15 protein-coding genes are annotated in these 12,464 nt (G+C 43.6%); 2 read left to right on the top strand and 13 right to left on the bottom strand.

Features of this window, described 5'->3' with window-relative positions; genetic code table 11:
* Window positions 1-14 precede the first annotated feature (14 nt).
* A complete protein-coding gene (gene gpr, locus KS242_RS10625) occupies window positions 15-1,100 on the bottom strand; it encodes a GPR endopeptidase (RefSeq protein WP_371747534.1) in 1,086 nt (361 codons plus the stop codon).
* Window positions 1,101-1,263: 163 nt separating this feature from the next.
* On the opposite strand from gpr, the gene rpsT reads away from it, so the two are divergent.
* The gene (gene rpsT, locus KS242_RS10630; protein ID WP_097041541.1) at window positions 1,264-1,530 is read left to right on the top strand and encodes a 30S ribosomal protein S20; all 267 of its coding nucleotides are present in this window, start codon (window positions 1,264-1,266) and stop codon (window positions 1,528-1,530) included.
* Between the two features lie 60 nt (window positions 1,531-1,590).
* On the opposite strand, the gene holA is transcribed toward rpsT, so the two are convergent.
* From holA to KS242_RS10650, 4 genes are all read right to left on the bottom strand, one after another.
* Window positions 1,591-2,628 (bottom strand): DNA polymerase III subunit delta, encoded by a 1,038-nt coding sequence (gene holA, locus KS242_RS10635; protein WP_217321323.1) that lies wholly within the window; start codon window positions 2,626-2,628, stop codon window positions 1,591-1,593.
* A gap of 277 nt (window positions 2,629-2,905) precedes the next feature.
* Complete coding sequence (locus KS242_RS10640; RefSeq protein WP_217321324.1) at window positions 2,906-5,158, bottom strand: DNA internalization-related competence protein ComEC/Rec2; 2,253 nt, start codon at window positions 5,156-5,158, stop codon at window positions 2,906-2,908.
* The gene (locus KS242_RS10645; protein ID WP_217321325.1) at window positions 5,155-5,730 is read right to left on the bottom strand and encodes a ComE operon protein 2; all 576 of its coding nucleotides are present in this window, start codon (window positions 5,728-5,730) and stop codon (window positions 5,155-5,157) included. The genes KS242_RS10640 and KS242_RS10645 overlap by 4 nt, the downstream gene beginning before the upstream one ends.
* Before the next feature lie 66 nt (window positions 5,731-5,796).
* Window positions 5,797-6,405, bottom strand: a complete 609-nt coding sequence (locus KS242_RS10650) for a ComEA family DNA-binding protein (protein ID WP_217321326.1) — start codon at window positions 6,403-6,405, stop codon at window positions 5,797-5,799.
* 93 nt (window positions 6,406-6,498) lie between these two features.
* Between KS242_RS10650 and comER the strand changes: the two genes are divergently transcribed.
* Entirely contained in the window at window positions 6,499-7,323 is an 825-nt protein-coding gene (gene comER / locus KS242_RS10655; RefSeq protein WP_254391689.1) for a late competence protein ComER, read from the top strand.
* A gap of 52 nt (window positions 7,324-7,375) precedes the next feature.
* Here comER and KS242_RS10660 read toward each other — a convergent pair whose 3' ends face one another.
* The 8 genes from KS242_RS10660 to KS242_RS10695 are packed head-to-tail and all read right to left on the bottom strand — an operon-like array spanning window position 7,376 to window position 12,397.
* On the bottom strand, window positions 7,376-8,134 hold the full coding sequence (locus KS242_RS10660; protein ID WP_217321327.1) for a class I SAM-dependent DNA methyltransferase: 759 nt from the start codon (window positions 8,132-8,134) through the stop codon (window positions 7,376-7,378).
* Window positions 8,134-8,490 (bottom strand): ribosome silencing factor, encoded by a 357-nt coding sequence (gene rsfS / locus KS242_RS10665; protein ID WP_217321328.1) that lies wholly within the window; start codon window positions 8,488-8,490, stop codon window positions 8,134-8,136. Before rsfS ends, KS242_RS10660 begins: the two co-directional genes overlap by 1 nt.
* Window positions 8,490-9,062 carry a bis(5'-nucleosyl)-tetraphosphatase (symmetrical) YqeK gene (gene yqeK / locus KS242_RS10670; protein WP_217321329.1) on the bottom strand — a complete coding sequence of 191 codons (573 nt, stop codon included), beginning with the start codon at window positions 9,060-9,062 and terminating at the stop codon, window positions 8,490-8,492. Before yqeK ends, rsfS begins: the two co-directional genes overlap by 1 nt.
* Window positions 9,049-9,618 (bottom strand): nicotinate-nucleotide adenylyltransferase, encoded by a 570-nt coding sequence (locus tag KS242_RS10675; protein WP_217321330.1) that lies wholly within the window; start codon window positions 9,616-9,618, stop codon window positions 9,049-9,051. The genes yqeK and KS242_RS10675 overlap by 14 nt, the downstream gene beginning before the upstream one ends.
* Before the next feature lie 11 nt (window positions 9,619-9,629).
* Entirely contained in the window at window positions 9,630-9,920 is a 291-nt protein-coding gene (gene yhbY, locus KS242_RS10680; protein ID WP_217321331.1) for a ribosome assembly RNA-binding protein YhbY, read from the bottom strand.
* A gap of 1 nt (window position 9,921) precedes the next feature.
* Complete coding sequence (gene aroE, locus KS242_RS10685) at window positions 9,922-10,761, bottom strand: shikimate dehydrogenase (RefSeq protein ID WP_217321332.1); 840 nt, start codon at window positions 10,759-10,761, stop codon at window positions 9,922-9,924.
* Between the two features lie 14 nt (window positions 10,762-10,775).
* Window positions 10,776-11,879 (bottom strand): ribosome biogenesis GTPase YqeH, encoded by a 1,104-nt coding sequence (gene yqeH / locus KS242_RS10690; RefSeq protein ID WP_217321333.1) that lies wholly within the window; start codon window positions 11,877-11,879, stop codon window positions 10,776-10,778.
* A gap of 2 nt (window positions 11,880-11,881) precedes the next feature.
* Window positions 11,882-12,397, bottom strand: coding sequence for a YqeG family HAD IIIA-type phosphatase (locus KS242_RS10695; protein ID WP_217321334.1), 516 nt, complete (start codon window positions 12,395-12,397; stop codon window positions 11,882-11,884).
* Between the last annotated feature and the right edge of the window lie 67 nt (window positions 12,398-12,464).

A 12,464-nucleotide genomic window follows, 5' to 3' on the forward strand; every position in this document is an offset into this window, starting at 1 on the left:
ACCGCTGAAAGAAATCAGCGTGTATAATCAGAAGTATTGGTTGGGTCAACCTTTTCATGCAAAGCACCGTTAATACCTGATGCAATCACGTGTGCCATATCAATGATGAAGCCATCTACTTCTTTCGGTGTCACCATCAAGTTATGCCCAAGCGGCGTCAATACTTCGTGGATCAGCTGCCGTTTCTCTGCTTCATTGAGGCCGCCTACCATACCAAATATAGCTTGTTTTTGCTCCTCACTAGGCATATCTTCTTCTGTTAGCTCTTTTTTGCCAAATCGCATTCCTGCTGGCACTAATGCCTTGGAAGGTTTATCTTTCTCATTCCACTCTCGCCCGAAATGCTTAAATAGATAATCAATTGTATCGCTAGTAATAGTCACTGCATCAACGACGGTCGGGACACCGATACTAAATACCGGAATTCCGAGTGTTTCCTTACTTAATTCTTTGCGTTTGTTTCCCACGCCTGAACCAGGATGAATACCTGTGTCAGAAAGCTGAATGGTGCTATTCACTCGTTCGACAGAGCGGGCCGCTAATGCGTCGACAGCTATGACAAAATCAGGTTTTGTTTTTTCAATGATTCCGTGAATAAGGGTGCTTGTTTCAATACCCGTCGTCCCCATTACCCCTGGTGACACAGCTGATACAGGTCTGTATCCCTCTGCTACAGATTCCGGCTGCAGACGAAAAAGATGATTGGTGACCATAATTTTTTCCACCACATCCGGCCCAAGTGCATCAGGAGTAACATTTCCGTTCCCTAATCCGACGATTAAGCCGGTTGCGTCGGGAGCAATCTTATTTTCTTTTAACATCTGCTCCAGTTCCTTCGCTAGTACGAGCGCTGTTTCCTGCTGCTGCTTTGTATCTTGATTTTTTACTCCTTCGGTATAGATAGTAATATAAATACCGGCTTTTTTTCCGATTTGCTTGGCGCCTTCTTCATTTACCTGCACATAATTCACGGTTATTTCATCGGTTTTTTTCTCTGTAACGGAAATACCTGCTGCCGTCCCTTGTTTCTGTTCACTGGATAAGTAGAGATCCTTTGCCTCGATAGCTAAATCTGTACGTACTTGCAGCTGTTTGATCAATGTTATCCCTCCAATTTCTACAAATGTCAGCATTAGCATAAGCAGTTTCGCTGCTATTCATACGAAAAGTGACATCAACAATGAAACAACTATTGAAAACATCGCTGTGCTTTGGTACAATGGCTTTTGTTGTAAGATGAAATGTGCCGGAGGTGAAACAAACATGGCAAATATTAAATCAGCGGTTAAACGCATTCGTGTGAACAACGATAGCCGTCTAAGAAACCAAGCTTTGAAAAGTGACTTGCGTACTGCAGTGAAGCACGTGGAAACAGCTGTTTCCAACAACGATGCAGAAACTGCTAAAAAAGCACTTCTAACTGCTTCCAGCAAAATTGACAAAGCAGCTCAAGGTGGCGTAATCCACCGCAATAAAGCTAACCGTCAAAAGTCTAGCTTGACTAAAAAAGTCAACGCTATTGGTGCATAATAAGCTAAGAGAAACGATTCCTACTGGGAATCGTTTTTTAATAGGAAAAAGTCCGGAAGTTCAAACCATCCGGGCTTTTTTTCGTATTGCTGCAATTTGCTGGAGCAGCAGTTCAAATGCTAAGTTCTTCTCCATGCGACCTTGCTTTAAATCTGCATCTGTTTCAGCCGCGCGCAGCAAGATATGTTTTAATTCATCTTCAGAAAAATGTGCTTCCCGCTTCAAAGCCAGTTTAATGACAAATGGATGGCCTTTTATTACTTCAGCCATTTTTGCTTGATTATATCCTTTTTGCTTCAGCAGCTTCACATGCAGGATGGTTCGGAATTGCGAAGCTAATAATGCAATCAAAGCGATTGGCTCTTCTTTTAACTTGATTAGATCGTGATAAATATAGATAGCTTTTGCTAAATTGCCTGCCATTAGCGCATCCACCAATTTTAAACCAGAGCTAGTTTGCTGATGAGATACGAGCGGTTCAGCCATTTCTAACGTAACTTTCGCACCTTCGCCCGCATATAACGCAAGTTTTTCGATCTCACTGCGAAGCATAGATAGGTCACTGCCTGATTCTTGGATAAGTAAATCAGTAACGGCATCTTCCAGTAAGATATTGTTTTCCTTACACAGCGTAACAATCCAATCTGATAGATCCCATTCTTTTACCGGCATACAAGCGACAGCTTGTCCGTTTTTTTTGATTGTCTTGATAATTTTTTTCCGCTCATCCACTTTTTCATATGGCGCCAGTAATACAAGCGTTGTCCATTCTGCTGGCGTTTGGGCGTACTGTTCCAAGCTTTCCAAACGATGATCGACAGCAGACTTGTCCGGTTTTGCTTTTAAAAAGAATGGATGGTGGGCCACAATCAGTTTGTGGTCACTGAAAAAGGGATATTCCTCCGCGTCCGCAATGACTTCCTGAATTGGCGTTTCTTCTAAATCATACACAGATACATTCGTTCCGTCAGAAAGGGCGAATTGTTTCTCTATTTTTTCCTTTATATCCTGCATGAAATAAGATTCTGTGCCATATAGTAAGTATATAGGTGAAAAATCCTTTTTCTTGATTGCTTTTAAAGCGTCAGTATATGACATGCTCTCACTCCTACGTAAATCCTACCCTTTATCGTATCGGCAAATCAGGATTAACGCAAGATGGAACAGAGGAGAACAAAGTTTATTGCTCCCCTCCTATCTATATAAACGCTCTTGTTAATCAGCTCCGGAGGCTGTAACGCGAAGCGGTATTTTCTTACCCCTAGCTTCTCCCTATATGCTTCACCTTATAGGTGACAACTCTTGTCAATGGAGGTAAGTACATGCCGTACAACGATTGAGGAAGATTGTTTGCCTCGATGATATCTACCGTATCTTATGGAAGATACGGGCTAAATGTGCCTGTCTTGCCAGAGAAGCTGTAGACGACTGCCCCATCCGTATCTGTACGCCAGATACGGATGTTTTGATTTTTTAAAGCTTCTACAACTTCTGGAGCCGGGTGACCGTACCTGTTCTTGCGACCTGCAGAAATAAGCGCTTCTTCTGGCTCCAGCTGTCGAAGGAATGCCGGATCAGTTGATGTATTGCTGCCGTGGTGACCTACTTTTAATATATCTGCACGCAAAGAGGGATAGCGCTCCATTATTTCCGCCTCTTCCTCCTTTCCTGCGTCTCCCATGAACAGCCAGCTTTTCCCTCCAAGCTTCGTATACATGACAAGTGAATTTTCGTTTGGTTCTGACTTATCGGTTACAGGACCTAATAACTGAATCTCCCAGCCAGGAAGCTGTAAGAGCTCTCCAGCTTTCCAATAGATTAGTTTTGTATCGGGGTTCCATTGCTGGGCTTGCTGCTTTTCAAAATAAAGAGATGTTCGCACCCAATCGACATGGAATTCCTCGGTCAGCCTCCCAATACTGCCAATATGATCATGATCAGCATGACTGGCAAAAATGCCATCCACTTTGCTGATTCCTCTTTGATACAAATATGGCTTTATTACTTGTTCAAAAGTCTTGTCTGTCGGCTGAAAATCCATCCCGACACTCCCGGCAGCATCAATCAAATAAACACCTCTTCGGTACGGCAACTCGACTACAAATGCATCTCCTTGGCCAATATCAAGCATCGTCACGCGTCCTGTTTGATCTGCATATGGCCAAAGTACAGCTGCAAGCGGTATAACCGTAAGAACAGCGCCATAGTGTACTGCTTTTTTCCGTTTACCTGTTTCCCACGCAGCACAAAACAGCACCAGCGCTGCAAAATAAAGTACCGAAATACCTATAGGCAGTTTTCCTGTCACCCACGGAAAAAAAGCAACATCATCCACTAAATGGAACAATTCAATGACAGTCTCATTAAGCAGTTTAAATAAAGATCCAAGCTTATTTGCTGCCCCTGGAGACAGAAAAAGTAAGACACTAATAAGCAGAAGGAGCGGAATGCCGAGGAATGTGTAAAACGGTATTGCAAACAAGTTCATCAAGCCAGAAAGCGGATTTAAGAAGAAGAATTGGGAAACTTGCAGCGGAAGTATTACGAGCTGACTTAACAAACTTGTTTCGAGCAAGGCACTGATAAAAGATCCCGTATAAATTTTTGCGGATAAAAGCAATGCCAAGCTGACAAGAAAGCTGAATTGAAAGCCTACATGGAAGAGATAATTCGGATCAAATAGGAGCAGAAGTAAAAAAACGATACTGATGCTATCTATAATCGGAAGCTTAATTCCTAATACCTTAAACAGCATGATTAGCATGACCATTAGCGCTGACCGCCAAACAGATGGTTCTCCGCCGGCAAATATAGGATAAACAGCCAGAAATCCAAAAAGGAAAGCATATGTTTTCTCCTGCGTCAGAAGCTGAAGTTTTGTTAAAAGAAAGTAAAGAATAGCAGAAAATAACGCAATATGCATGCCGCTTATCGCCAAGATATGAGATAAGCTCCAGCGATTAAACAATTGTACCGTCTGCTCATTCAAATTGCTGTCTTCTCCGGCAATCATCGCCTGCACCCAAGCAGCAGTATGACTATCCAGTATCTTATCTGTTTTATCCAGGAATGCACTGCGTATTTTCAGAGGAAATGCGAAGAAAGACGTGCCTTTGCAAGAAATATCTTGCTCCTTTTTTAATTCGAGCTCATAATAAATGTTTTTTTGCTGCAAGTATTGTTTATAATCGAATTCCCCTGGATTCGTGGCAGGTTCAGGCTCACTGAGTATTCCCTGCAGCACGCATGTTGCACCAGGTGCTAAACCAGGCAAATGTTTGCGTGCATCTTGTTTGAAATAAGTTACTAAAATGAAGGAAGAATGTGTTGGTGTTTGAACCCGAAATGATAGATGTTCATCTGTTTCGGAAAGATGGGATATCGTTGAAGTGAGCTGCAATGGCTCATCCAGAGGAAGAACAGGTGGAGAATCTTGATTGAGGGTGCTAAGAAAGAAAAATAGTAAACACACTGACATCGAGAAGAGAAATAATACAAATGAGATTCGTCTGGTGTGCACCAACAGCGCCAGCCAGGAAAGCAGACCTAACAATAGTATTGCATGCAATGTATGCGCCAGCAGCCCTCCGAGGGCCGCTAACGCAACAATATGCCATTTCCCCGTCATATACGCTCTTTATCAGGCAGCTGATAACGGTTTTTCGTTTGAACTGCAAGATCACGGCCTTCTTGATCACCAGATTGTATTAGCTTGTCTACAACCTTTTCCATCAGATGACGTGTTTCCTGAGGGTGTGTATCTACTACCACCTCTTCCAATGCTACTTGCTGCGTATCTACTCCCGCTTCTGCAAACAATGAAATTGCATAAGGATGGTTTTTATAATCACTTGCATAATATACTGTTTTGATACCTGCTTGGATTAGTGCTTTACAGCATTGGAGGCAAGGAAAGTGAGTGACGTAAATTTCTGCTCCTTCCGTCGGCACCCCAAATTTAGCACATTGCAAAAGCGCGTTCATCTCGGCGTGTACAGTACGTACACAATGTCCATCAATGACATAACAGCCTTCGTCGATGCAATGTTTACTGCCGGATACGCTGCCGTTGTAGCCGCCGGCAATCATTCGTTTATCACGGACAATTGTCGCTCCGACCATCAACCGTTGGCAGGTGCTGCGCAAAGCGAGCAAATGGCTTTGCGCCATAAAGTATTGATTCCATGCTATTCGTTCCATGGTGCTAGCCACCTTTCTATTCTAGAATAAGTGTACAATCCCCTCTCTTCATCCGTCAACCAACCGTTATAAGCTAACTTGATCTTTCATGTTCTCCAGCGATTTTTCCCCAATCCCCGATACCTCTGTCAGCTGGTCGATGGAAGTAAACGGCCCATTTTCCTCTCGATAAGAAATGATTGCTTGTGCCTTTGCTTCTCCTACACCCTTTATCTCTGTCAGCTGCTTTACATCTGCTTGATTAATATTAATTTTTTCGCTAGCATCACTTGTGCCTGGAGTCTGAATTGCGGCAGCCGATGAAGCTTCGCCAATAGCTGCCACATAAATCATTTGCTCGTCTTTTACTTTCTGTGCAAGATTAATGCTGCGCAGCTCCGCCTTTTCAGTCAGTCCTCCTGCCGCTTCAATTGCTTTTTCTACTCTGCTGCCAGAAGCAAGTTCATAAACTCCCGGATTTTTCACTTCTCCTTTAATATCTACCATTACTGCTGCTTCTCCCGTTTCTTCCGCAGAAGTCTCCTTTGCAGCAGCTGTTCGTTCCAGCTCCGCATCCGCTTCTGCAGCTGGCTGCATCACTGGCTCTGTCTCCTGTTTTGGAATGCGGCTGAACAAAAATACAGCTGCAACAGCCGCCAACAAAATGAGCCAGCTGTATTGTTTCAAGATTTGCATTGGCTGCCTCCTTTCATATTACTTTACTAGTGCGCATAAACTGGGTAACAGCGTATTGGGCGCAGACAGCAGAACTGCAGAGGAGGAGTTACATTGTCAAAATGGGGAATAATCGGAACCGGAAATATGGGCAGTATGTTGCTCGAAAGCTGGGTAACTGCGGGAGCGATTCAGGAAGAAGAAATTATGGTGCTGAACCGGTCAGCTGAAAAAGCAGTAGCGTTAAAAAGGTCTTATCCTGGCATACAAATAGCCGATTCACTGAGCACGATAGCAGAATATGCTGATTTTTTATTCCTTTGCGTAAGACCGCCGCATTTGCCAGGTGTATGTTCTGAGCTTTACTCGCTGGTACGCCCGGATCAAGTTATCGTCTCTATTACCAGCCCTTTTTCAGTCGCGGAATTGGAAACACGCCTATCCTCCCAAGTTGCTCGAGCCATTCCAAGCATCACGAACCGCGCAGCAGCTGGCACTACCCTTTTAACATTTGGATCAACACTCACAAACAAAAATAAAGCTGCCCTTATTGATCTGTTCAGCAGTTACTCTGATCCTGTTTATATCCCAGAAGACATCACACGCGTTGCTTCTGATATTGTTTCATGCGGTCCAGCGTTTTTCAGCTATCTGGCACAGCGCTTTATTGAAGGAGCAGCCGAAGAGACGGAGATATCTCGCGAACAAGCAACACAGCTCACTGCTGAAATGCTGATTGGTCTCGGTACTTTACTGGGGAAAGGTCATTATACACTGGATGAACTGATCAAGAAGGTGTGCGTGAAAGGCGGTATTACCGGAGAAGGTATAGCCGTATTGGAGAAGGAGACAGGTGAGATGTTCGATCATCTCTTTCAAGCGACACACCGGAAATACTACGAAGAGAAAGATGCGATTAAAAAAGGGGCGTACAAATAAAACTTTCGACATATTCCCTCTTATTCCTGCACAAAAAAACCAGGTTGCAGCATTATGCCTCCTGGTTTTTCAAACAAGCGAAAAAGAGTCGATCCGCCCGGTCCAATTGCTCTGTTTTTTCTATATCAAAGTCACCAAATAGCCCGCAAACTTGAAATCCTGCTAATTCGAGCCACTTCTTATACGTATCTGGCAGATATGTACGCTGGTGATGATACTCGTCAAATCGGTCATACTTTTCTGACTCCAATTCTTTCGTAAAGAAAGTGAGATCGTGGAATACTTCGCCTTGTTGTTGTCCTGCTTCACAGAACCACGTATAAGCAAGATCCTCATGCACCTCAGCAAATAACTCCCCAGCCAAATCTTCTTCCATATGCCTTATCGTATGGACATCGAAAAGAAAGACTCCGCCTGGAGCAAGCATATCCCAAATCCGTCTGAAAGCTGCTTGTACATCTTCTGGTGACGTTATATAGTTGACCACATCAAACATGCTGATTGCCGCATCTGCCTGGATGTTTTCCAATGAACGCAAATCCTGCTGCACCCAACGGACTGTTTGGTTGACATCCATACTTGCAGCATAGGCAAGCATATTTTCAGATTGGTCAATTCCCGTCATTTCATAACCTGATTCTGCAAGCTGCCTCGTCACGTATCCCGTACCGCAGCCCAAATCTGCTACTGTTTTAATGGGAATCTTTGCGTAACGTTGAAATATTTGCTGCATAAACTGCTGCCATTCTTCATACGGCGCATCCTGCATAAGCCGCTCATAGACGGCAGCAAGCCGTTCATAAGCTGCCATTAGCTTTCCTGAGAAAATACTGGTTCCACTTGCGGTGCATCTCCCCACAGGCGTTCCAAGTTATAATATCTTCTTTCATCCACGTGGAACACGTGACAAACTACATCGCCAAGGTCAACAAGCACCCATCGTGACTGCTCCAGCCCTTCCAGCCGTTTAACCTCAACACCTGCTTCTTCAGCTTTCTCTTTAATACGTCTGGCAATCGCTTGCACTTGTCTTTCACTTGTACCATGACAAATCATGAAATAATCAGCAATAAGGGAGACTTCTGCCATCTCCATTAATACGACATCTTCCCCTCTTACTGCGTCTGCGGCATTTGCCGCTAATTGTGCTAAATCAATACTTTCCATTAAGCGTTACCTCCATTAGGGTTTAATAAATCATTATAAGCGTGGAACGTATCCGGATACACTTTTCGATGTAACGAGACAAGCATGTTAATTGTGTTACGTGATGCCATCCAGCACGCTTTGTCTAAATCTTCTTCACTCACCTTACGTACTTCATCTACGCCAGGAAATGCACGTCCTGGTTCAATATAGTCGGCTAGGAATACAACCTTATCTAAGACAGACATCCCCGCACAGCCAGTTGTGTGCACGGTTATCGCGTGCAGTACATCTGGATCTCGAATGCCGACTTCCCGTTCCACCATTAATGCGCCTACCGGTCCATGCCATAATTCATGGTGATAATGCAGCAAGTCTTTTGGAAGTTGTTCCATTTCAATCCAGCGCTGCATTTCTTCAAGCGGACGGTATTTTGCATAGTCATGAAAAATAGCTGCGGTTTCTGCTTTTTTCTCATCCGCACCATATTTTTCTGCAAGCTTTATACTCGTCTCCATTACGCGAACGGTATGTTCGTACCTTGGTTTTTTTAAATGTTTTTCAACGATTGCTAAAGCCTTATCTCTCTGCATACAGCTCTTGCTCCTTTATGACATCAAACACTGCATTTGGAACAAGATAGCGCACAGAAGCGCCTTGTTCGACGCGAGATCGAATCATACTTGAGGAAATCTCAAGTTCGGGTATCTCGATAAAGGTAACCGGGTAGGCAGTCTCCAGCTTATAGCCAGGTCTGCCAACACCTGCGAATGTCACCATATTGACTAATTCATCAATATGATGCCATGTATGCAGGCTTTCAACCAAATCGGCACCAATGATAAAGTGAAATGCAGTATTTGGATGCTTTTCCTGTAACAGCTTTATTGTATCAAACGTATACGACTTCCCTAAACGTTCTACCTCAATCGTATTCATGCGGAACCGTTGGTTATCATGAATTGCAGCTTGAACCATCTGCAAACGCAGATCTGCATCGGTATTGGACTTCGCCTTATGAGGCGCTTCATAAGCTGGGATGAACCAAACTTCATCTAGTCCGAGCCGTTGCTGGACTTCTTGTGCAATAAATAGATGTCCTATATGCGGCGGATCAAATGTGCCGCCCAATAACCCGACTTTTTTCATAAGGTACTCCTTTATGGCAGCTTGATTTGCTTATTCTCTTGAGATGCTTTATACAGGACGATTGTGCTGCCGATAATTTGAACAACATGCGCGTCTGTTCCCGCTGCAATTGCTTCCGCCACCTCGTCTTTATCTTCAATGCAATTTTGCAGCAGGCTTACTTTAATTAGTTCCCGCTTTTCTAATGCTTCACTGATTTGTACAATCATATTATCGTTTACGCCAATCTTTCCTACTTGGAAAATCGGTTTTAAATGATGTGCCTCAGCACGAAGAAATCTCTTTTGCTTACCTGTTAACATATTATGCCTCCGTTACTTTTTGTTCCAGCCGATCAAGCAAGTCTCCAATAATTAGTTGCTTGCCAGACCATATCTCAAACGCATATTGCGCTTGATACAACAGCATGCTGTGACCATGATGGATTGCTGCTCCCTGCTCTTTCGCAGAGCGAAGCAGTTTCGTCTCAATCGGCTTATATACGATATCACTTACAACTGTATTAGGTTTCAACCCAGATAAAGAAACAATTTGTTCATTATCGGCAGGGCTCATGCCTACACTTGTCGTATGAATGATAATGTCATAATTTTTAATTTGTTTTTCCGCTTCTGCGAATGTAAGAATTTCTGTGGCCGTTTCCGGCTCTTGTAATTGTAGCAGCTGCTCAGCCTTCTCACGTGTACGATTGGCAATATCCACATAGGAGAACCCTTCTGTCACTAATGCGCGATAAATCCCTCTGGCAGCTCCGCCAGCTCCGAGCATAAGTACGCGCGACGCACTGCTGCCAGCAGGTAACACTTGTCTTAAAGCGCGGACATATCCTGCTCCATCGGTATTATACCCAATCCATTTACCATCCTTGTATACTGCGGTGTTGACCGCGCCAATTTTTTCGGCATCCGGATCGAGTTCATCCAAAAACGGAATGATACGCTGTTTATATGGAACAGTGATATTGAAGCCGTTGATGCCGCTCTCCAGTAATTTGCTGATCTTTTCTTCAAATACTTCTGGTTCAATTGAATAGAGATGATATTCTCCTTCTATACCAGCTTGCTTCATAAACTGGTGATGAATCCATGGTGATAAAGAATGCTTTACAGGATGGCCAATTAAGCCTAGCTTCAACGTCTTCATGAACAACTTCCCCCTTAAATTAGCGACCGGCGTACAGTAGCTGGCACGCCTTTTGGTGTGTGTACGGTTATGGATGCAGGCTCCCCTGTCAGTGTAATCCAACCGAGTCCCGGTATGACGATATCTGTTTTCTGTTCTTTTATCCGGAATGAAGCTTTCTGGAATTCCGGGAAGTTATCGAGCTGCTCTTTATGAGGCGGCGCGAGTAATTCCCCTTTCTGCCGTTCGTACAGGTCATCCGCATTCTCCAGCTTCGTTCGATGAATATCAAGTGCATTGGAGAAATAACAAACAAAGGGCTGCCTTTCACCAGATTCAAAATCAATACGCGCTAGTCCGCCGATGAAAAGTGTTTGCTTTTCATTTAATTGGAAGATACGCGATTTAATCTCTTTATTCGGTGTAACTGTTTTCAATTCCTTGTCTGTCACATAATGTGCAATCTGCTGTCGGTTAACAATACCCGGCGTATCATAAAGCGAACTGGAATCATCTAGCGGTATATCAATAAACCCAAGTGTTGTCCCTGGGAAATAAGATGTTGTAATTGCATCATTAATGCCCGTGGAATGCTTGATCAAAGCATTAATAAAGGTGGATTTACCTACATTTGTGCTTCCAACTACAAATACATCCTCACCCTGTCTCAGTTCCTGAATGCTTTCCTCAAGCTCGGCCATTCCAATTCCGCGCTTAGCGGAAATCAAATGCACATCCGCTACTTGAATACCATATTCCTTGGCAGCACCTCGAAGCCATTGCTTAACACGCTCATGATTTGTTGATTTTGGCAGCAAATCAACTTTGTTTCCCACAAGGATAATTGGCTTGTCACCAACTAGACGTTTAATACTGCCGATGAAGCTTCCGTTAAAATCAAAAATGTCGACGAGCTTAACAACGAGCCCGTCTTTGTTACTAATTTCACTAATTAAAGTAAAGAAGTCATCGTCGGTCACTGCGACATCCTGGACTTCATTGTAATGCTTTAGCCGGAAGCAGCGCTTACAGATGACTTCATCATTTTTTCCTAATGCTGATGCGGGGATATAACCAGGCAGCGATGCATCCTCTGTCTGAATTGGGGCGCCGCAGCCTTGGCAAATCAATTCTTCCACATTTATTCCTCCCACGTTATCTTTCCTTTTCTTCTAAAGTAATTTAGTATCCGTCTTTCAATCATCCGGTTGATTTTTGTAATCTTACCGTCCGTTTTGACGATCGGTACGACAACTATCGTATAGAAACCAGCTAAATTCCCGCCTAACACATCTGTTAGGAGCTGATCACCGATCATAACGATTTCATCCTTCTCCAGCTTCATTTGTTTTACTGCCTGCTTGAAGGCTCGTCCAAGCGGTTTTCTGGCACTGTAAACAAATGGGATATCAAGCGGTTCAGAAAAGAGTTTGACCCGTTGTTCATTATTATTAGATATAATCGTAATTTTAATATCATGCGCGCGCATTTCACGGAACCATTCTGTTACTTCTGGTGTGGCATCCGCTACGTCCCAGGCAACCAGTGTGTTGTCCAGGTCGGTAATAATTCCTTTAATCCCCTGCGCTTTCAATTTTTCCGGTTTTATGTCAAATATGCTCTTCACATGCTCGTTCGGCAAGAACTTCTTTAGCATTTGTGGAATTCCTCCGTTCTCGTACACTTCAACAGTTACTTACCCATCATAAGGCATTTTTACGACG

This window comes from Terribacillus sp. DMT04 (assembly GCF_019056395.1).
GTDB lineage: Bacteria > Bacillota > Bacilli > Bacillales > Amphibacillaceae > Terribacillus > Terribacillus aidingensis_A.